Origin of the sequence: Amycolatopsis magusensis (genome assembly GCF_017875555.1) — a bacterium.
Classification (GTDB): domain Bacteria; phylum Actinomycetota; class Actinomycetes; order Mycobacteriales; family Pseudonocardiaceae; genus Amycolatopsis; species Amycolatopsis magusensis.
This window is the reverse complement of the sequence record NZ_JAGGMS010000001.1, coordinates 3,947,409-3,966,632: the sequence shown is the minus strand read 5'-3', so window position 1 is coordinate 3,966,632 and position 19,224 is coordinate 3,947,409. Positions and strand designations below refer to the sequence as shown.

Annotated in this window: 15 protein-coding genes; 9 read left to right on the top strand and 6 right to left on the bottom strand. The window is 71.8% G+C overall.

Annotated features, from left to right (window positions below):
• Positions 1-116 precede the first annotated feature (116 nt).
• Together cbiE and cobM are read left to right on the top strand one after the other, a co-directional pair.
• Complete coding sequence (gene cbiE, locus JOM49_RS17665; RefSeq protein ID WP_308158776.1) at positions 117-1,286, top strand: precorrin-6y C5,15-methyltransferase (decarboxylating) subunit CbiE; 1,170 nt, start codon at positions 117-119, stop codon at positions 1,284-1,286.
• Positions 1,283-2,044, top strand: coding sequence for a precorrin-4 C(11)-methyltransferase (gene cobM / locus JOM49_RS17660; RefSeq protein ID WP_209671280.1), 762 nt, complete (start codon positions 1,283-1,285; stop codon positions 2,042-2,044). The genes cbiE and cobM overlap by 4 nt, the downstream gene beginning before the upstream one ends.
• On the opposite strand, the gene JOM49_RS17655 is transcribed toward cobM, so the two are convergent.
• The gene (locus JOM49_RS17655; RefSeq protein ID WP_209665372.1) at positions 2,041-3,711 is read right to left on the bottom strand and encodes a protein-arginine deiminase family protein; all 1,671 of its coding nucleotides are present in this window, start codon (positions 3,709-3,711) and stop codon (positions 2,041-2,043) included. The genes cobM and JOM49_RS17655 overlap by 4 nt on opposite strands.
• Before the next feature lie 56 nt (positions 3,712-3,767).
• Between JOM49_RS17655 and JOM49_RS17650 the strand changes: the two genes are divergently transcribed.
• Positions 3,768-4,532, top strand: a complete 765-nt coding sequence (locus JOM49_RS17650; protein WP_443626011.1) for a cobalt-precorrin-6A reductase — start codon at positions 3,768-3,770, stop codon at positions 4,530-4,532.
• A 55-nt stretch (positions 4,533-4,587) separates the two neighbouring features.
• The gene (locus JOM49_RS17645) at positions 4,588-7,767 is read left to right on the top strand and encodes an arabinosyltransferase domain-containing protein (protein ID WP_209665371.1); all 3,180 of its coding nucleotides are present in this window, start codon (positions 4,588-4,590) and stop codon (positions 7,765-7,767) included.
• An 85-nt stretch (positions 7,768-7,852) separates the two neighbouring features.
• Here the strand turns inward: JOM49_RS17645 and JOM49_RS17640 are convergent, their stop codons facing one another.
• Genes JOM49_RS17640 through JOM49_RS17630 form a run of 3 tightly spaced genes read right to left on the bottom strand, consistent with a single transcriptional unit; the run spans position 7,853 to position 11,093 of the window.
• Positions 7,853-9,343 carry a precorrin-2 C(20)-methyltransferase gene (locus JOM49_RS17640; RefSeq protein ID WP_209665370.1) on the bottom strand — a complete coding sequence of 497 codons (1,491 nt, stop codon included), beginning with the start codon at positions 9,341-9,343 and terminating at the stop codon, positions 7,853-7,855.
• Positions 9,340-9,963, bottom strand: coding sequence for a precorrin-8X methylmutase (locus JOM49_RS17635; RefSeq protein ID WP_209665369.1), 624 nt, complete (start codon positions 9,961-9,963; stop codon positions 9,340-9,342). Before JOM49_RS17635 ends, JOM49_RS17640 begins: the two co-directional genes overlap by 4 nt.
• A complete protein-coding gene (locus JOM49_RS17630) occupies positions 9,960-11,093 on the bottom strand; it encodes a ferredoxin-like domain-containing protein (RefSeq protein WP_209665368.1) in 1,134 nt (377 codons plus the stop codon). Before JOM49_RS17630 ends, JOM49_RS17635 begins: the two co-directional genes overlap by 4 nt.
• Before the next feature lie 105 nt (positions 11,094-11,198).
• On the opposite strand from JOM49_RS17630, the gene JOM49_RS17625 reads away from it, so the two are divergent.
• From JOM49_RS17625 to cobN, 4 genes are all read left to right on the top strand, one after another.
• The gene (locus JOM49_RS17625; RefSeq protein WP_209671277.1) at positions 11,199-12,083 is read left to right on the top strand and encodes an ABC transporter ATP-binding protein; all 885 of its coding nucleotides are present in this window, start codon (positions 11,199-11,201) and stop codon (positions 12,081-12,083) included.
• Entirely contained in the window at positions 12,080-12,934 is an 855-nt protein-coding gene (locus tag JOM49_RS17620; protein WP_209665367.1) for an ABC transporter permease, read from the top strand. Before JOM49_RS17625 ends, JOM49_RS17620 begins: the two co-directional genes overlap by 4 nt.
• Positions 12,935-12,947: 13 nt before the next feature.
• Complete coding sequence (locus JOM49_RS17615; protein WP_153034440.1) at positions 12,948-13,187, top strand: helix-turn-helix transcriptional regulator; 240 nt, start codon at positions 12,948-12,950, stop codon at positions 13,185-13,187.
• Positions 13,188-13,258: 71 nt separating this feature from the next.
• Complete coding sequence (cobN, locus tag JOM49_RS17610) at positions 13,259-16,843, top strand: cobaltochelatase subunit CobN (RefSeq protein WP_209665366.1); 3,585 nt, start codon at positions 13,259-13,261, stop codon at positions 16,841-16,843.
• 449 nt (positions 16,844-17,292) lie between these two features.
• Here the strand turns inward: cobN and JOM49_RS17605 are convergent, their stop codons facing one another.
• Both JOM49_RS17605 and JOM49_RS17600 read right to left on the bottom strand, forming a co-directional pair.
• Entirely contained in the window at positions 17,293-18,063 is a 771-nt protein-coding gene (locus JOM49_RS17605) for a S1 family peptidase (RefSeq protein ID WP_209665365.1), read from the bottom strand.
• Positions 18,064-18,133: 70 nt separating this feature from the next.
• Positions 18,134-18,631, bottom strand: a complete 498-nt coding sequence (locus tag JOM49_RS17600; protein ID WP_209665364.1) for a pyridoxamine 5'-phosphate oxidase family protein — start codon at positions 18,629-18,631, stop codon at positions 18,134-18,136.
• Between the two features lie 19 nt (positions 18,632-18,650).
• Here JOM49_RS17600 and JOM49_RS17595 point away from each other — a divergent pair, with 19 nt between their 5' ends.
• Positions 18,651-19,136 carry a MarR family winged helix-turn-helix transcriptional regulator gene (locus JOM49_RS17595; protein ID WP_209665363.1) on the top strand — a complete coding sequence of 162 codons (486 nt, stop codon included), beginning with the start codon at positions 18,651-18,653 and terminating at the stop codon, positions 19,134-19,136.
• The last annotated feature ends 88 nt before the right edge of the window (positions 19,137-19,224 follow it).

Sequence of the window (19,224 nt, the reverse complement as noted above, 5' to 3'; positions counted from 1 at the left end):
GCCGAGGAAACAGCCGTCGCCGATCATCGCACAGCGAAACCGCGCCGAAGACGTGAGAAGTCTGACCCCCGCGCCCGCCTCGCGCCGCGTTCGTCGGCAGCGTTTACCGTCAGGCGGTGCGGATCACCGTGGTGGGAATGGGAGCCGACGGCTGGGCGGGGCTGTCCGGCCGGGCGCGTGCGGCCGTGGAAGCCGCCGAGGTGCTCATCGGCGGTGCGCGGCACCTGGAACTGGTGCCGGGCAGCCGATCGGCGCGCGTGCCGTGGCCGAGTCCGCTGCTGCCCGGCCTGGACCGCCTGTTCGCCGAATACGACGGCCGCCGGATCTGCGTGCTGGCCAGCGGTGACCCGATGTTGTCGGGAATCGGCACCACGCTCGCGCGCAGGTTCGAGGACGTGGAGATCCTGCCGTCGTTGTCCTCACCCGTACTGGCCCGAGCGCGGCTGAAGTGGTCCGCGGAGAGCACCGAGGTGATCAGCGTGGTCGGCCGGTCGCCCTACCGGGTGAACCGCGCGCTCGCGCCGGGAGCTCGGCTGCTCGTGCTGAGCGAGGACGCCACCACGCCTGCCGTGCTCGCGGCCCAGCTCACCGAAGCCGGTTACGGGCCGAGCAGGCTGACCGTGCTGGAAGAACTCGGTGGACCGGCGGAACGTCAGGTCAGCGGCATCGCCGAGAACTGGACCGAGCCGGCCGGAGCGGCGTTGAACCTGGTCGCGATCGAGTGCGAGACCAGGGGCGAACCGCTGCCGCGCACCGGTCTGCCCGACAACGCCTTCGAGCACGACGGCCAGCTGACCAAGCGCGACATCCGCGCGGTCACCCTTGCCCGGCTCGCGCCGCTGCCCGGCGAGCTGTTGTGGGACGTCGGCGCCGGTTCGGGCAGCATCGCGATCGAGTGGTCGCGCGCGCACCCGGACAACCGCGCCATCGCGATCGAACGCGACCCCGAGCGGGCCGCCCGCATCACCCGCAACGCGCAACGCCTCGGCGTGCCGGAAGTGCGCGTGGTGGTCGGCTCCGCGCCGGACGCGCTCGACGGGCTTCCGGCGCCCGACGCGGTCTTCGTCGGCGGCGGCGTCACCGCCGAGGTATTGGACGCGTGCCTGAGCGCGCCGAAGGTGGTGGCCAACGGCGTCACCCTGGAAACCGAGACCGTGCTGGCCGGGGCCTACGCCCGGCACGGAGGAGACCTGATCCGGCTGGCCGTCGAACAGGCCGCGCCCCTCGGCGGCTTCACCGGCTGGACCCCCGCCCGCACCGTGACCCAATGGAGCTTCTCCCGATGACCGTGCACTTCATCGGCGCCGGACCGGGTGCCGCCGACCTGATCACCGTGCGCGGGCGCGACCTGCTCGCCGCCTGCGCGGTGTGCCTCTACCCCGGCAGCCTGACCCCGCCCGACCTGCTCGCGCACTGCCCGCCGGGCGCGCGGGTGGTCGACACGGCGAACCTGAGCCTCGACGAGATCATCGGCGAACTGACCGCCGCGCATGCCGCCGGACACGACGTCGCACGCCTGACCTCCGGTGATCCTTCGCTGTACAGCACGGTCGCCGAGCAGATGCGCCGCCTCGACGCGGCGGGCGTGCCATACGACGTGGTGCCCGGCGTGCCCGCGTTCGCCGCCGCGGCGGCCGTGCTGAACCGCGAGCTGACCGTGCCGGAGGTCGGCCAGAGCCTGGTGATCACCCGCGTGCAGGCCCGGTCCACCTCGATGCCGCCGGGTGAGGACCTGGCCACCTTCGCCGCCAGCGGCACCACCCTCGCGGTGCACCTGGCCATCACCAAGATCGACCGGGTGGCCGCCGAGCTCATCCCGCACTACGGCGAGGACTGCCCGGCGGCCGTGGTCGCGCAGGCCTCGCAGCCCGGCGAACGCGTCTTGCGCGGCACGCTCGCCTCACTGCCCGCGCAGGTGCACGAAGCGGGCATCGGCCGGGCCGCGGTCATCTTCGTCGGCCGGACACTGGCGGCGGAAAAGTTTCCGGACAGCTTCCTCTACTCCGCCGCCCGGGACCGCAGCCGCCAGCCGGACTCCCTCTAGCCGGTCAGGGACCGGGTGTCCCGCCAGGCGTTGGTGGTGCAGTGCACCTCCCCGCCGCCGACGTGCGCCCAGAACACGTCCTCCACCCAGGCGACCCGGATGCCACGAAGGGCACGTTCGGTCGCCTCCTTGAACAGGTCACGGCCGTGGACGACCGGGCCGTGCGGGTCCGGCGCGGCGTACCGGCCCGGGGTCACCGACAGGCCGTTGGTCACCGCGGGAGCCAGCGCCACCAGGCCCGGCGCCCGGTCGGACTCGGTGAAGAGCACCGGCACGCGGACCAGTTCCTCCGCCCGCAATCCGGTTTCCCGGAGCATGACCGCGATCTGATCGTCGATGTGGCGGGCCGCGGCTTCGTTCCGCCGCCGGAAATCCGCGTCCCCAAGAAGTTCCTCCACGGTCGGCTGGTACTCGTGGTTCGTCCCTGCGAACAACCGCGCGCCCGTGCCGTTCGCCTGATGCAGCAGGTTCTCCGCGAGCCGCGGGTCGGCCACCATCAGCGTCCAGCCGCGGGCGTTGTCCGATCGCACCACGTGCAGCGTCTCGTCGACGTGCCCGACCATCAGCCACGACGTGTCGAGCACCACCGGCGGCTGCTGCCCCTGTGCGTCGAGCATGCGCAGGAACGCCGGATCCGGCTTCCGGTCCCCCGAGGCGGCTGAGCCGTAGTAGATCCGGCCCTTCGGATAACCGCGGTAGGGCGGCAGCGCCTCGAAGTTGCCGGTCGCGTTGCGCTGGTCGGCCCAGCTGTCGACGACCGGGCCCTCGGTGAACTCCTGCACCACGCCCACGTCCGGGCCACGCAGGTCACGGAAGAGCAGCCGCCCGGCCGGGCGCAGGGTGGGTACCCCGGCGTCCCACTGGTTCGCCGAGCGGATCGCCACCCGCATCGTCTGGACCCCGTGCGCGGTGGGCATGCTCGCCACCGCCGGTTCGAACAGGTCCTGCAGCCAGACGTCCTTCCACCACAGCTCGCTGCCCGCGAGGAACCGCGTCTCGACCCCGGCGGTGGCCCGGGTGAGCGTCTCGCTGAACCGGTCCCACTCACCGGGGTGACCGGGCGGCAGACCCTCCCCCGGCCAGCCGGGTCCCTCGCCCGGTTTGCCCGCGAACACCGTGGTCGCGGGCATCAGGTCGTGTTGGAACAACAGCGGCGCCACCCGCAGCTCCTTGACCACCGCCCGGCCCGCCGAGCGCGCGGTCAGCCGCACCCGTCCGTCCCACTTCGCCGGATCGCGGACGATGTCGCGCCCCTCGACCGCCAGGTCGACGCCCCGCCGCATCTCGCGCGCGGGGAAGGTCTCGCCGGGTGTCAGCGGCCGGTACCACCCGTCCCGCCGGACGAACACCCGGACGTGGTCACCCCCGTCGACCTCGACCCGCGCGGCTTCGCTCCCCCGCAACCGCAGCTTGGTCAGGTCGTCCTCGTCCCGGCTGCCGTTGACCACCTCGTCGGCGGCGTCGTGGCAGCTCGCCAGCCGCCGGTCGACCTCGAGACCCGGACGGTCCAGGTCCCCTGGTTCGAGCATGCAGCGGCGGGTGTCGTCGTCGAGATTGGGCAGGAAGACGCCCTCGCCGCTGAGGCGCGGCACGGCGGCCGCCACCCCCGGCGCGGCCACGGACGCACCCACCACGAGCATGGTGAGCACGAGCCCCCGGATCCCCACTGGTCACTTCCCTTCGTCGGCTGCCACCGACGCTAGGAACCCCGGCGGGTGGTGTCGTGGGTCGAAGGAAGGAGATCGAGGTGGAGATCCGCGTCCTCATCCTCGGCGGGACGGCGGAGGCCCGTGCGCTGGCCGCCGCGCTCACCGAGCGCGACATTCCCGTGGTGTCCTCGCTGGCCGGCCGGGTCGCCCGGCCGCGCCTGCCCGTCGGCGAAGTCCGCGTGGGTGGTTTCGGCGGCCCGGAGGGGCTCGCGGCCTGGCTGGCCGAGCACCGGATCCGTGCCGTGGTCGACGCCACCCACCCGTTCGCGGAGCGCATTTCCGCCTCGGCCGTCGCCGCCACCCGCAGCGCGGGCGTGCCGCTGCTGCGCCTCGAACGGCCCGGCTGGGAGGCGTCGCCGGGCGACGACTGGCACTGGACCTCGTCACTGACCGAAGCCGCCGAACTGCTGCCTGAGCTGGGCGGTCGCGTGTTCCTCACCACCGGCAGGCAGGGGCTGCCCACCTTCGCCCACCTCGACGACCTCTGGTTCCTCATCCGCTGCGTCGACCCACCCGAACCCCCGCTGCCGAAGCACCACGAACTGCTGCTCAACCGCGGTCCCTACGAGGTCGACGGCGAAGCCGGGCTGCTGCGCACCCGCCGGATCGAGGTGCTCGTCACCAAGGACAGCGGCGGCTCGATGACCGCCGCGAAACTCGTCGCGGCCCGGCGGCTGGGCCTGCCGGTGGTGCTCGTCCGGCGTCCGGCACCCGCCGGGGCACCACGCACGGTCACCACCGTGCCCGCCGTGCTGGCCTGGTTACCGCGCGCGGCCTAGGGGATTCCGGTATCCCCGCGCAAGGCCCATCCGGGCGGGCGCTAGCGTTGACGCGATGCCGATCGCGACCCGTAGCCGTTCGGCCGAGCCTGACCAGGCGACAGACCCGGAACGCACTCCGGAAAGCAGCCGCATTCGAGTGTGGCGCCTGCTCGCCATCACCCTCGGCCTCTTGTCCGCCGCCTGTGCGCTGGCGGTCCCCTTCATGCCCGTGGTGCAGGACACCGCGCGCATCGCCTGGCCCGCCAACGGCGACACCAGCCAGGTGAACGCGCCGCTGACCGGGTACTGGGCCCAGGACCTCAGCGCGAACTTCCCGTGCGACACCGTGCGCTCGCTCGACGCCCGCACCGACGGGCCGGCGATGGTGTTCTCGACCGTGCCCGAAGCCAGGGTCGCCGAGGGCACCGGCATGCAGCTGCAGGTGGACAACGGGCTGCTCATCGTGTCGAACCGGGCGCAGCAGCTGGCCCGCCAGCCGCTGCCGCCGCAGAACTGCGACATCGGCGTCTCCTCGACCGTGCACGCCACCACCATCACGGTGGCCGGGCAGGTGCTGTTCGCCAACTCCAACGACGTGCGCCCGCGCCTGGTCGGCATCTACACCGACATCACCGCCGAGCAGGACCCGATCACCGGCCTGGACGTCTCGGTCACCCCGGACACCCGCTACCAGTCCTCGCCGACCGGCTGGAAGACCGCGGTCAGCGTGCTCTGCGTGCTCACCCTGATCGGCAGCCTGATCGCGGTGAACCGGCTGGACTCGCGGGTCGCGCGGCGCGCGCCGAAGTGGGCGCCGGTGGGCTGGTGGCGGCTGACCGGCCGCGACGCCACGGTGATCGTCGCGCTCGGGGTGTGGGTCTTCATCGGCCCGGTGACCTCGGACGACGGCTACATCCTGACCATGTCGAGGGTCACCGAGGACGCCGGGTTCCTGGCGAACTACCACCGGTGGTTCGGCGTGGCGGAGGCGCCGTTCGGCTGGTCCTACCACGTCTACGAGCTGATGTCGCACGTCAGCACGGTGCCGCCGTGGATCCGGCTGCCCTCCTTCCTGCTCGGCGTGATCAGCTGGCTGCTGATCAGCCGTGAGGTGATGCCTCGGCTGGGCACCCAGGTGCGCACCAGCCGCGCGGCCGGCTGGGCCGCCGCCGCGGTGTTCCTGGTCTGGTGGATGCCGTTCAACAACGGGGTCCGGCCGGAGCCGGTGGCCGCGGTCGGTTCGCTGCTGGCGATCTGCGCGGTGGAACGCGCGCTGGTCACCCGGCGGCTGCTGCCGCTGTGCCTCGGCCTGATCGCCGCCGCGCTGACCCTGGCGGCCACCCCCACCGGCCTGATCGCGGTGGCCCCGTACCTGGTGGCCGGCCGTCCGCTGTTCCACCTGCTCAAGCAGCGGGCGCGCGGCAGCTGGTCCGCGGTGCTCGCGCCGATCTCCGCCGCCGGGCTGATGGTGCTGGTGGTGGTCTTCGCCGACCAGACCTTCGCCACCGTGCAGGAGGCCACCCGCATCCGCAGCAAGGTCGGCCCCAACCTGTCGTGGTTCGAGGAACTGTCCCGCTACGAACTGCTGTTCGCGCCCACCGCGGACGGCTCGGCGGCCCGCCGGTTCCCGGTGCTGCTGCTGTTGCTGTGCACCGGCGCCTGCCTGGTGGTGCTGCTGCGGCGCGGGCGCATCCCGGGTGCCGCGCTCGGCCCGTCACGGCGGCTGATCGGCACCGTCGCACTGTTCTTCCTGCTGCTGGCGCTGACGCCGACGAAGTGGACGCACCACTTCGGCGCGTTCGCCGCGGTGGGCGCGGCGATGGCGGCGCTGACCGCGCTGGCCAGCAGTTCCACCGTGCTGCGCTCGAAACGCAACCGGGCCGGGTTCCTGGCCGGGTTGCTGGTGGTCGCGGCGCTGGCGATGACCGGGCCCAACGCGTACTGGTTCGTCTCGAACATGGGTGTGCCGTGGGCCGCGGAGGCCCCCACCATCCAGGGCGTGAGCCTGTCCACCATCCTGCTCATCGCCGCGGCGATCGCGGCGGTGGTGGCGTTCATCGAGAACGTGCGTGCCCAGCGACCGGACCGGATTTTCGGGTTGCAGAAGGAACGCAGCGGCCGGGCGCTGAAGCTGGGCTCGCTGTCGCTGGTGGTGGTGTGCGGCCTGATGGCCACCGCCGAGTTCGCCTCGATGGCCTGGGCCATCCAGACCCAGCGCTCCAGCTACAGCCTGGGCGCGGCGAACTTCGGGCACCTCTTCGGCCGCAGCTGCAACCTGTCCGACCACGTGATGGTGGAACGCGAGCCGGTCTCCAGCGTGCTGTCCGCGCTGCCACCGGACAAGCAGGCCACCGCCCCGATCGAACAGCCCGAGCAGACCGACGAGAACGCGCTCCCGCTGCCCGAGTTGGAGAACGGCCCGGTGCAGTCCGGTTTCCACCGTGAACCGATCGACACGAACGACCCGCTGGACGAGCCACCGCACGGGTTCGCCACCGACACCGTGCCGATGTGGAGCAGCTACCGGACCAAGGACACCCCGACCGGCCGCCTGCGCAGCGACTGGTACGACCTGTCCGAGCGCCCGGCGGGCGGGCAGATCGTGATCGCGGCGATCTCGCCGCCGACCAAGGCCACCACGGTGGATCTGGAGTTCGGCGCGGAGACCGACGAGGGCATGAAGACCGTGCGCAGCCTGCCGGTGCTCTTCCCCGGCGGTGGCGCGTTCCGGTGGAACGACGTGCGGATCCCGCTGGACATCCTGCCCCCGGAGGTGACCTCGGTCCGCGTGGTCGCCGCCGACAACGACCTGACCGAGGACGGCTGGGTTGCGGTCACCGCGCCCCGGGTGCCGACCTTCACCACGCTGACCGAGCGCGTCGGGGACGCCCCGGTGTACCTCGACTGGCCGGCGTCGTTCGTCTACCCGTGCATGAACCCGATGAAGGTGCGGGACGGGATCGCCGAGCTGCCGTCGTACCGCGTCACCGCGGGCGACCTGGCGTTCGAGGCGGACTGGGCGGGCAGCAAGACCGGCGGGCCGAACGGCTTCCTGGAGGAGGTCGCCGAGCAGCCGGAGGTGCCGAGCTTCCTGATGGGCCAGCCGGGTGCCCCGTGGGGTGTGCTGAAGCAGCTGGAGCCCTACGCCGACGGCGCCCCGCCGCTGGTGATCCGGGGCCAGGAAGTCCATTCGGGCTGGTGGTCACCGGGCCCGGGCCCGTCCCAGCCGGACGGCACGCAACCGACTCGCTGACTGTCACGAATGTGGCTTTCGGGGCCGAATCCGCCCCCAAAGCCACATTCGTGACAGCGCCAAGTCCCGGCGACGCGGAGGTGGCTCAGTAGGTGCGCGGGGTCCAGACGGTGCCGTCGGTGGCGCGGGTCCGGGAGGAGCCCACGATGAGCAGGCAGCGCATGTCCACTTCGGACGGCTCCAGCGTGCCCAGTGTCACCACCCGCACCGATTCCTCCGGGCCGCCGACGTCGCGGGCCACCACGACCGGGGTGTCCGCCGACCGATGCCGCAGCAGGATCGAGACGGCGCCCGCCAGCTGTGTGGTCCGGGTCCGCGAAGCCGGGTTGTAGATCGCCAGCGCGAGGTCCGCGGCTCCCACCGCGTCCAGCCGTCGTTCGATGATGTCCCACGGCTTCAACCGGTCCGACAGCGAGAGCACGCAGTAGTCGTGACCCAGCGGCGCCCCCACCCGGGCGGCCGCGGCCTGGGCGGCGGTCACCCCCGGCAGCACCCGCACGGTGAGCGAAGCGAACCGCGGGTCCGCGGCCTGCTCCAGGACCGCTGAAGCCATCGCGAAGACACCCGGATCCCCTGACGAGACCACGGCGACCGAAGCGCCGGACAGGGCCAGTTCCAAGGCGTCCACCGCCCGCTCGGCCTCCACCCGGTTCCCCGAGCTGTGCCGCTGCTGCCCGGCTCGCTGCGGCACCCGCGCCAGGTACGGGCCGTAGCCCACCAGGTGGTCCGCCTCCTGCAGTGCGGCGGCGGCTTCCGGGGTGAGCCAGTCCGGACCGGCGGGACCGAGACCTACCACGACCACGGAACCCGCGGACGGTGCCTCGGCGACAGGTTCCGGGGCGCCCCGGGTCCGCGAGGCGTAGGCCGGGCTCGGCAGGAGGGCCAGCGAGAAGTACGGCACCGACTCCGGGTCCACCTCGGCCAGCCGCTCGACGCGTTGCGTGCCCCAGGTCGCGCGTTCGACGTACCAGGCGTCTTCGAGCTTGCCCGCCTCCGCGAACGCGTCGCGGACCGTGGTGAAGGTCCGCCCGAGCTTGAGCACGGCCGCCGCGTCCGCCTCGGCGAGTTTCATCGCCAGCTGCGGCCCCGGCAGCGTGCCCGGCAGCACGGTCAGCACCTCTTCCTTCTGCACCAACGGCAGCCCGAGCACCGCGGCCGACCCGCTCACCGAGGTCACGCCGGGCACCACGTGTGCCTCGTACCGGTCGGCGAGCCGCTCGTGCATGTACATGTAGGAGCCGTAGAAGAACGGGTCGCCCTCGCACAGCACGACCACGCTCCGCCCGGCGTCGAGGTGCTCGGCGAGCCGCTTCGCGCTCAGCTCGTAGAACTCGGCGATCGCGCCGTCGTACCCGCCGGGGTGGTCGGTGGTCTCGGTGGTCACCGGGTAGACCAGCGCCTCCTCCAGCTGCCCTTCCCGCAGGTACGGCTCGGCGACCGAACGCGCGATGCTGCGCCCGTGCCGCGCGCTGTGGTAGGCGATCACGTCGGCTTCGGCGATCAGCCGCGCGGCCTTGATGGTGACCAGTTCCGGGTCACCGGGGCCCAGTCCGACCCCGTAGAGCACGCCGCTCATTCGGTCTCACTCGCGATCGCGTTCACCGCGGCCACGGCCATGGCGCTGCCGCCCCGCCGCCCGCGCACCACCAGGTACGGCGCCGGCGCCCGTTCGGCCAGCGCTTCCTTCGACTCGACCGCGCCGACGAAACCCACCGGCACACCGATGATCGCGGCGGGCGCGCCCACACCCTCGTCGAGCAGTTCGAGCAGCCGGAACAACGCCGTCGGCGCGTTCCCGATGGCCACCACCGAACCGGGGAGCTTGTCGCGCCACAGTTCCAGCGCAGCGGCCGACCGGGTGGTGCCCATCCGCTCGGCCAGCCCGGGCACCGCCGGGTCGGACAGCGTGCACAGCACCTCGTTCGCCGCGGGCAGGCGCCCGCGGGTGATGCCGCTGGCGATCATGTTGGCGTCGCAGAGCACCGGGGCGCCCGCCCGGAGCGCGGCCCGGCCCGACTCCACCACGTCCAGGGTGTAGCGCAGGTCCTCGACCAGGTCGACCATGCCGCAGGCGTGGATCATCCGCACCGCCACCGGCGAGAGGTCCTCGGGCAGCACGGCCAGTTCGGCCTCCGCCCGGATGGTGGCGAAGGAGTGGCGGTAGATCTCCGCCCCGTCCCGGATGTAGTCGATCACTCGCGTCCTTCCCGCCACTCGTCCACCGACGAGAACCCCTGCCCGTCCACCAGGTAACCACCGGCGGTGGCCACCACGTCGACATGATCGCTCCGGGGTCTACCACAGCGTCGCTCGCACCCCGAAAAATGTGCCCGGAGACTCACCGGGAGCGTGGCGGCCACCCGGCTCGCGTCGGCACGCACGTCCGCGTGGGACTTGGCGCACCCCGGCGAACCGATGCACGCGCTCAGCGCCACGCCCGGGGTCGCCGGGTCGACGAAGAACCCCGCCTCGGCGAGCGAAGGATGGGCCGAGGGCAGCACGATCGACCGCCACGGCGTGACCACCACGCCCGGCACCAGCGCGGCCAGGACGCGGGCCCGCGCGCCGGAAAGGCAGCCGAACCACGGCGCGACCACCCGGCCGTCGACCGGCGGCGGACCGGACCGGGGCGGCTCGACCGGCTCGACCACCGTCCCCAGTGGACGGACAGCGGCGAGCACCGCTTCGCGGGCGGCAGCCGACTCCCGCAGCCGCCACGCGTCTCCGCGGGAAGCCACGAATGCCAACGCGGCGGTGACCAGTGCGGCGACGGCTCGCGAACGCTCCACACGGACTCCGGTGTCCGTGCCATCGATCAGGAAAGCGCCGTCGCACCACGTGACATCGGCGCGCTCACCAGCCACATCCCCGCGCCCGCTGTCGATCGCGAAGAGGAAGCGGCCCGGCAGCGCGGCCAGTTCCGGTTCCGCGCACACGGCCTGATCCAGCGCGGCGACCAGGTCGTCCACCTCCGGCACCGGCGAAGCGAGGTAGTTGCGCACCCGTTCATGGCTGAATCGCGGCAAAAGCCCTGCGTCGGCGAGCCGGCGCGCCAGCCGTGGGTCATCCCGGTCGAGGCCGCGCAGTTGCAGGTTTCCCCGCGAGGTCAGGTGGAGTTCGCCGTCACCGAGGTCCTCCGCGCAGGAGGCCAGTTCCCGCAACTGGGCGGCGGTGACCCGGCCGCCGGGCAGCCGCACCCTGGCCAGCGCCCCGTCCGCCGCGTCGTGCGTGGCGAACACCCCGGGACAGGCGTCGGCTCGCTGACGAATCTCCACGATCGCCACCCTAAGGGATGTAGTAGGTGTACTATCATCCGCACTAGACATTAGATGGGGTGGTGAAGGTCTATGACGAGGGTGGGCGAACCGATCACCCGCGCGCCGGGACCGGGCAGCGCGGGTGGCCACGTGCTGGAGGTCCGCGACCTGCGGATGCGGTACGGCAGCAAGGACGTGCTCAAGGGGGTGGACTTCACCGCCTCCCGCGGTGAAGTCGTGGCACTGCTGGGGCCGAACGGGGCGGGCAAGACGACGACCATCGAGATCCTGGAGGGCTTCCGGATGCGGTCCGGGGGCTCGGCGTCCGTGCTGGGTGTGGACCCGGCACACGGCAACGAAGCCTGGCGCGCCCGGCTCGGCGTGGTGCTGCAGTCCTGGCGCGACCACGGCCGCTTCCGCGTGCGGGACCTGCTCGCGCACCTCGGGCGGTACTACGCGCCGTACGGCACCGACCAGATCAGCCGGCCGTGGGACACCGACCAGCTGATCGAGACGGTCGGGCTGACCGAGCACGCCGGCAAGCGGATCGGGCGGCTCTCCGGCGGGCAGCGCCGCCGCCTGGACGTGGCGATCGGCATCGTGGGCAAGCCGGAACTGCTGTTCCTCGACGAGCCGACCGCCGGGTTCGACCCGGAGGCCCGGCGCGAGTTCCACGACCTGGTGCACCGGCTCGCCGACGACGACGAGACCACCATCCTGCTCACCACGCACGACCTGGACGAGGCGGAGAAGCTGGCCGACCGCATCCTGATCCTGGCCGACGGCCGGATCATCGCCGACGGCTCGGCCGACGAGCTGTCCCGGCTGATCAGCGGCGAGGCGGAGATCCGCTGGACCCGTGACGGCCAGCGGTTCGTGCACCTGACCACCGAGTCCACCAAGTTCGTGCACGAGCTGTTCAAGCAGTACGGCGACGAGATCGGCGACCTGGAAGTGCGCCGGGCGTCGCTGGAGGACACCTACATGACGCTGGTGCGCCAGGCCGAAGCAGGCCAGGCCACCGACGCCGTCCGAGAGTTCACCGGGGAGCAGGCATGAACCCGATCACCAACGCCGTCCGCGCGGGCTTCGCCAGAGGACGGATCGAACTGCGCAACACGCTGACCAGCGGTGAGGACCTGGCGGGCACGATCATCCCGATGGTCCTGCTGCTGGTCGTGATGATCTTCATGCGCGGCGCCACCGTGCCCGGCACGGAGTTCTCGCTCGGCAGCGCCGCGGTCCCCGGCGTGCTCGGCATGCAAGTGGTATTCGGCGGCATGATCGGCGTGGCCGGGCAGCTGATGGTCGACCGCGAGGACGGCACGCTGCTGCGGGCGAAGGCGACGCCGCACGGCATGCTCGGCTACCTGATCGGCAAGATCACCACGCTCTCGGCCACCGTGGTGGTCAGCCTGCTGGTGATCCTGGTGCCCGCGTTGCTCCTGTTCGACGGGCTGTTCGGCGGTGGCCTTGGCGCCTGGGTCGGCTTCCTCGCGGTGCTGGTGCTGGGCATGGCCGCCACCATGCCGCTGGGCGCGGTGATCGGCTCGCTGACCGCGAACCCGCGCAACATGGGCCTGGTCATGCTGCCGTTCATGGGGCTGGCGGCGATCTCGGGCATCTTCTACCCGATCATCGCGCTGCCGGAGTGGGTGCAGTGGATCGCGCAGGTCTTCCCGATGTACTGGCTCGGCCTCGGCATGCGCTCGGCGATGCTGCCGGACGCGCTGGTGGTCGCCGAGCTCGGCGAATCGTGGCGGCACCTGGAGACCATCGGCGTGCTCGGGGTGTGGTCGGTGGCCGGACTCGTGCTGGCGCCGATCTTGTTGCGTAGGATGGCCCGCCGTGAGTCGGGCTCGGCAGTGGCGGCCCGCCGGGAACGGGCGATGCAGCGGGTGGGGCCATGAGCGGTGATGTCCGATGAGCGAGGCGATCTACAACCGGATCGCCGTGCTCCGGGCCGAACGGGGGATCTCGCGACGGCAGTTGTCCGAGGCGCTCGGCGTGCACTACCAGACGATCGGCTACCTGGAGCGCGGCGAGTACAGCCCCAGCCTCTACCTGGCGCTGAAGATCGCGGAGTACTTCGAGGTGGCGGTCGAGGTGATCTTCTCGACCGCCCCGTTCCCCCGCATCGGTGACTCGGAGCGCTCGGCTTAGATCACCTTGACGCGGCCGGGCGCGGCCCCGGAGAGTGAGTGGCCGACCCACACTACGGAGGCGGCCGCGTCATGATCCTGCTCCTGTCCACTTCGGACACCGACCTGCTCAGCGCCAGGGCGTCCGGCGCCGGGTACCGGCTGGCCAACCCGGCCCGGCTGGACCTCGCCGAGCTGCCGTCGCTGCTCGACGGGGTGCCGGTGGTCGTGGTGCGCATCCTCGGCAACGAGCGGACCTGGCCCGACGGGCTCGCCCAGGTCCGGGCCAGCGGGGCGCACGTGGTGGTGCTCGGCGGGGAGCAGGCGCCGGACGCGGAGCTGATGCGGCTGTCCACCGTGCCCGCCGGGATCGCCGCCGAGGCACACGCCTACCTCGCGCAGGGCGGCCCGGCGAACCTCGAGCAACTGCACCACTTCCTGTCGGACACGCTGCTGCTCACCGGCCACGGCTTCGAACCGCCGGTGGAGCAGCCGGCGTGGGGCGTGCTGGAGCGCGAGCAGCGGAACACCGACGGCCCGGTGGTGGCGATCCTGTACTACCGCGCCCACCAGCTCAGCGGGAACACCGCGTTCGTGCAGGCGCTGGCCGACGCGGTCGAGGACGCGGGCGGGCGGCCGCTGCCGATCTACTGCGCCACGCTGCGCGCCCGTGACCCGGAGATGATGGCGGAGCTGACCAAGGCGGACGCGCTGCTGGTCACCGTGCTGGCCGCGGGTGGCACCAAACCGGCCGAAGCGGGCGCGGGCGGGGACGACGAGGCCTGGGACGTGGCCGAGTTCGCCGCGCTGGACATCCCGATCCTGCAGGCGCTCTGCCTGACCAACGACCACGAGACCTGGTCGGCCAACGACGAGGGCCTCTCCCCGATCGACGCGGCTTCGCAGGTCGCGGTGCCGGAGTTCGACGGCAGGCTGATCACCGTGCCGTTCTCCTTCAAGGAGACCGACAGCGACGGCCTGCCCCGCTACGTGCCGGACACCGAACGCGCTTCGCGGGTCGCGAAGATCGCGCTGGGGCACGCGCGGCTGCGGTACATCCCGCCCGCCGAACGCCGGATCGCGCTGGTGCTGTCCGCGTACCCGACCAAGCACTCGCGCGTGGGCAACGCGGTCGGCCTGGACACCCCGGCGAGCGCGGTCAAGCTGCTGCGCGCCATGCGGGACCAGGGCTACGACCTCGGCGACGGCCTGCCCGGCCTCGACCCGACCGGCACCGACCAGCCCGACGGTGACGCCCTCATCCACGCGCTCATCGCCGCGGGCGGCCAGGACCCGGAGTGGCTGACGCAGGAACAGTTGTCCGGCAACCCGATCCGCGTACCGGCGGCGCGCTACCGCGAGTGGTTCGAAGTGCTGCCCGAGGACCTGCGCGCGAACATGGAGGAGCACTGGGGACCGCCGCCGGGTGAGCTGTACGTGGACAACGGCGACATCGTGCTGGCGTCGATCCAGGCGGGCAACGTGCTGCTGATGATCCAGCCGCCGCGCGGGTTCGGCGAGAACCCGGTGGCCATCTACCACAATCCGGACCTGCCGCCGAGCCACCACTACCTGGCCGCCTACCGCTGGCTGGAGGAGGACTTCGGCGCGCACGCCGCGGTCCACCTCGGCAAGCACGGCTCGCTGGAGTGGCTGCCGGGCAAGACGGCGGGGCTGAGCGCGTCGTGCGGGCCGGACGCGGTGCTGGGCAGCCTGCCGCTGATCTACCCGTTCCTGATCAACGACCCCGGTGAGGGCGCGCAGGCCAAGCGGCGCGCGCACGCGACCATCGTCGACCACCTGGTGCCGCCGATGGTCCGTGCCGAGAGCTACGGCGACATGGCGCGGCTGGAGCAACTGCTCGACGAGCACGCGAACATCGCCGCGATGGACCCGGCGAAGCTGCCCGCCATCCGCGCGCAGATCTGGACGCTGATCCAGGCGGCCAAGCTCGACCACGACCTCGGCGTGGAGGAACGCCCGCACGACGCGGAGTTCGACGACTTCCTGCTGCACATCGACGGCTGGCTGTGCGAGGTCAAGGACGCGCAGATCCGCGACGGCCTGCACATCCTCGGTGAGGCGCCCGAAGGTGAGGCCAGGGTGAACCTGGTGCTCGCCATGCTGCGGGCACAGCAGATCTTCGGCGGTCAGCACGGCGCCGTGCCCGGCCTGCGGTCCGCTTTGGGGCTCAAGGAGAACAGCGACGCGCCGACGTCCGAAGTGGACGCCATCGAAGCGACGGCGCGCAAGCTCGTGCTCGCGATGGAGGAGCGGGACTGGGCACCGGAAGCGGTCGGCGCGGTGTGCACCGACGTGCTCGGCGCGCCGGACGAAACCGTCCACAAAGTACTGACCTTCGCCGCCGACGAGATCGTGCCACGCCTGGCCGGGACCACCGCGGAGATCGACGCGGTGCTGCACGCGCTCGACGGCGGGTACATCGCGGCCGGGCCGAGCGGGTCCCCGCTGCGCGGGCTGATCAACGTGCTGCCCACCGGCCGCAACTTCTACACCGTGGACCCGAAGGCGATCCCGAGCAGGCTCGCCTGGGAAACCGGGCAGGCGCTGGCGGATTCACTGCTGCGGCGCTACCGCGAGGACACCGGCGAATGGCCGCCGTCGGTCGGGTTGTCGGTGTGGGGCACCGCGGCGATGCGCACCTCCGGTGACGACGCCGCGGAAGTGCTGGCGCTGCTGGGCGTCCAGCCGGTGTGGGACGAGGCTTCGCGGCGGGTGACCGGCATCGAGGCGATCCCGCTGGCCGAACTGGGCCGCCCGCGCATCGACGTGACGGTCCGGATCAGCGGCTTCTTCCGCGACGCCTTCCCACATGTGATCGAACTGCTCGACGACGCCGTCCGCCTGGTCGCCGGATTGGACGAGCCGGAGTCGGAGAACTTCGTGCGGGCGCACGCTCGCGCGGACCTGGCCGAGCACGGCGACGAACGCCGTGCCACCACCCGCATCTTCGGCTCGAAGCCGGGTTCCTACGGGGCCGGGCTGCTGCCGCTGATGGACTCGGGCAACTGGCGCGACGACGCCGACCTCGCCGAGGTCTACGCGGTGTGGGGCGGGTACGCCTACGGCCGCGACCTCGACGGTGCCCCGGCCCGGCCGGACATGGAGACCGCGTACCGGCGGATCACCGTGGCGGCGAAGAACACCGACACGCGTGAGCACGACATCGCCGACTCGGACGACTACTTCCAGTACCACGGCGGCATGATCGCCACCGTGCGCGCGCTGACCGGGAAGGCGCCGGTGTCCTACGTGGGCGACAGCACCACCCCGGACGCGGTGCGCACCCGGACACTCGGTGAGGAAACCGCGCGCGTCTTCCGCGCCCGGGTGGTGAACCCGCGCTGGCTGACCGCGATGCGGCGGCACGGGTACAAGGGCGCCTTCGAGCTGGCGGCCACCGTGGACTACCTGTTCGGCTTCGACGCGACCGCGGGCGTGGTGCAGGACTGGATGTACGAGAAGCTCTCCGAGTCCTACGTGCTGGACAAGGAGAACCAGGAGTTTCTGACCAAGGCGAACCCGTGGGCGCTGCGGGGCATCATCGAACGGCTGAACGAGGCCGCCGACCGGGGCCTGTGGGCCGAACCGGACCCGGACCTGCTTGCCCGCATGCGCGAGGTCTACCTACAACTGGAAGGCGACCTCGAAGAGTAGGGCTGAACGCTATGAGTGGGGCATTACTTGCGCTGAATGCCAGTAATGCCCCACTCATAGCATTGGCCCCTACCGAATCAGCCGGCTGGAGGCCCTGGAGCCGCGGCGGTGGTCCCGGTGTCACGAATGTGGAACTCGGCCGCCTGAATGTGGAGTTCGGTTGCACGAACGTGGGATTCGGGTGCCTGAACGTGGAACTCGGCTGCGGGAACGTGGAACTCGCCCGGCTCTCGCCGCATCCCGGGCGAGTCGCACATTCAGGCAGCCGAGTTCCACATTGCCGCAGCCGAAACCCGCACTCGCCGCATCCGGCCGGACACGAATGTGGCTTTGGGGGCGGAATCGGCCCCCAAAGCCACATTTGTGTCGCGGCGGCGGTGCCAGTGCCACGAATGTGGCTTTCGGGACGGACAACGTCTCGAAAGCCACATTCGTGACACCCCCGGGTCCTAGCTCGCTTGTTGTTCGGCGATCCAGTCCTGGTAGAAGGTGACGTCGGTCCACACGCCGAGGCCGCTGGAGCACTTCGGGTCCTCGTCGCCGTCGCGGCTGGTGGCCCCGATCAGTTCCCATTCCCCCGGCCTGCCCTTGATCTGCGGCCCGCCCGAGTCGCCGTAGCAGCCCATGGCGTTCGGCGTGTCGGTCCCGGTGCAGATTTCCTTGCCCGCGGCGAAGTTGCTGCAGTCCGTGTCCGGCATGACCTTGGTGTCCAGCTCCTGGAGGATGTCCGGCGCCCCGCAGTCCTCCTCGACGCAGTGTTCGCCCCAACCGAGGATCCGCGTCGCCGTGCCCGCGTCACCGGCGGCGCCGGCGATCTTGATCGGCGTCTCGGTCACCGCCTGGTCCAGCTGCAGCAGCGCGACGTCCCCGCCCGGCGGGTTCATCCCGGCGTAGTCCGGGTGCACGATGATCCGGCTGACGCCGGTCTCGGTGCCGCCGCTGCCGTGCTCCCGCGCCCCGACCCTCGTGGTGACCTCGTCCGGCCGCGCCCCCTGGACGCAGTGCGCCGCGGTCACCACCCAGTCCGCGCTGATCAGCGAGCCACCGCAGAAGTGGTTGCCACCCTGCTGCAGCGAAACCATGAACGAGTAGTCCTCGGTGGCGTCGCGTCCGCCGATGATGAACGGCGTCGGCCCACCGGCCGCCGCGGCGACCCCCGGTGCCAGTACCGCGCCCGCGGCGGCCAGTCCGGCCACCAGTGCCCCTGTCCTGTGAAGCATTTACGTGATCTCCCCGTAGACGACGATTTGCTGACGGGGGTCACACTATGGGGTGACGGCCACCACTGGATCAGCCCTTCGGCCCGGCGGCCATCGGCCGGATGGCCGACCCCCGGCGCCAGGCCGATTCGGCCGTTCGCAGGCGCCACGGCCGCAGCCGCAGCAGTGTGAACCGTTCGTCGAGCGGGTCGTCGACCCCGAGTATCCGCAGGTCGAAGCCCAGTGGTGGCTCGGCCGAGCCGAAGAGGTCCCACACGTGCCGCCGGTACTCCGGGGAGTCCGCGTACTCCGCGTCGCACTCCGCCACGGCCACCTCCTGCCGCGGATCCCAGTACGAACACGACACGTACGGCGAGCACGCCAGGTGAGCGCGTTTCAGCGGAGTCGGGCGCGTCGTCACCCAGCCGATAAGCGAATCGCCCACCCGTTCCCAGTACGGGTGCACCACGCGTGACCGCGGCCTGCCGCGCCGGTCGACGGTCGCCATCGAGCACCAGACCACCCGGTGGGCCACGCGCACGAACTCGTCGAGCACCGCCACCGGGGGCACCACGGTTTCCACAACCATGGTTGTGTACCTTAGCGCCATGAGCGAGCCCCCGGTAGAGCCGAGCCGGACCGAGCTGTCCCTGATCGCCTTGTTCGCCGGCTGGGCGATGACCGGCGAGGTGCAGCGCCGGATGGACGGCGACGGCTTCGGCGAACTGCGGTTCAACGACGGGTTCGTGGTGCAGCACGTGCTCGCCGGCCCGCTGACCGTCTCCGCGCTCGCCACGCGCATGGGTGTCACGCAGCAGGCGGCGTCCAAGGCGGTGGCCGACCTGGTCCGCCGGGGTGTGCTCACCAGGAAACCCGCGCCGGGTGACGGCCGGGCGCGTCTGCTCGAGCTCACCGGGTTCGGCCGCGAATCGGTCGAATCGGCGCGACGGCACCGCGCCGCACTGGAGTCCGAACTGGAGGCGGAGTGGGGCGCCGACCGGGTCGCGGACGCACGCGTGCTGCTGACGGAAATTCTCCACCGCCTCGGTGGCGCGGAAGCCGTGCGCGGGCGCCGGGTGCGACCGCCGGAGTGACCGACTTTCGGCCCATCGCCTAACCCCCGCTGACCGTCTACAGTCCTCATCCGGTGCACCCGGCGGGGCGATTCCCCTGTGGGGCAAC

Coding starts and splice junctions, on each gene's coding strand:
- cobN (WP_209665366.1), top strand. CDS start 13,259: ATGATCCTGCTCCTGTCCACTTCGGACACCGACCTGCTCAGCGCCAGG.
- JOM49_RS17625 (WP_209671277.1), top strand. CDS start 11,199: ATGCGGTACGGCAGCAAGGACGTGCTCAAGGGGGTGGACTTCACCGCC.
- cobM (WP_209671280.1), top strand. CDS start 1,283: ATGACCGTGCACTTCATCGGCGCCGGACCGGGTGCCGCCGACCTGATC.
- JOM49_RS17620 (WP_209665367.1), top strand. CDS start 12,080: ATGAACCCGATCACCAACGCCGTCCGCGCGGGCTTCGCCAGAGGACGG.
- JOM49_RS17595 (WP_209665363.1), top strand. CDS start 18,651: ATGAGCGAGCCCCCGGTAGAGCCGAGCCGGACCGAGCTGTCCCTGATC.
- JOM49_RS17630 (WP_209665368.1), bottom strand. CDS start 11,093: ATGTCTAGTGCGGATGATAGTACACCTACTACATCCCTTAGGGTGGCG.
- JOM49_RS17640 (WP_209665370.1), bottom strand. CDS start 9,343: ATGAGCGGCGTGCTCTACGGGGTCGGACTGGGCCCCGGTGACCCGGAA.
- JOM49_RS17605 (WP_209665365.1), bottom strand. CDS start 18,063: ATGCTTCACAGGACAGGGGCACTGGTGGCCGGACTGGCCGCCGCGGGC.
- JOM49_RS17615 (WP_153034440.1), top strand. CDS start 12,948: ATGAGCGAGGCGATCTACAACCGGATCGCCGTGCTCCGGGCCGAACGG.
- JOM49_RS17645 (WP_209665371.1), top strand. CDS start 4,588: ATGCCGATCGCGACCCGTAGCCGTTCGGCCGAGCCTGACCAGGCGACA.
- JOM49_RS17600 (WP_209665364.1), bottom strand. CDS start 18,631: ATGGTTGTGGAAACCGTGGTGCCCCCGGTGGCGGTGCTCGACGAGTTC.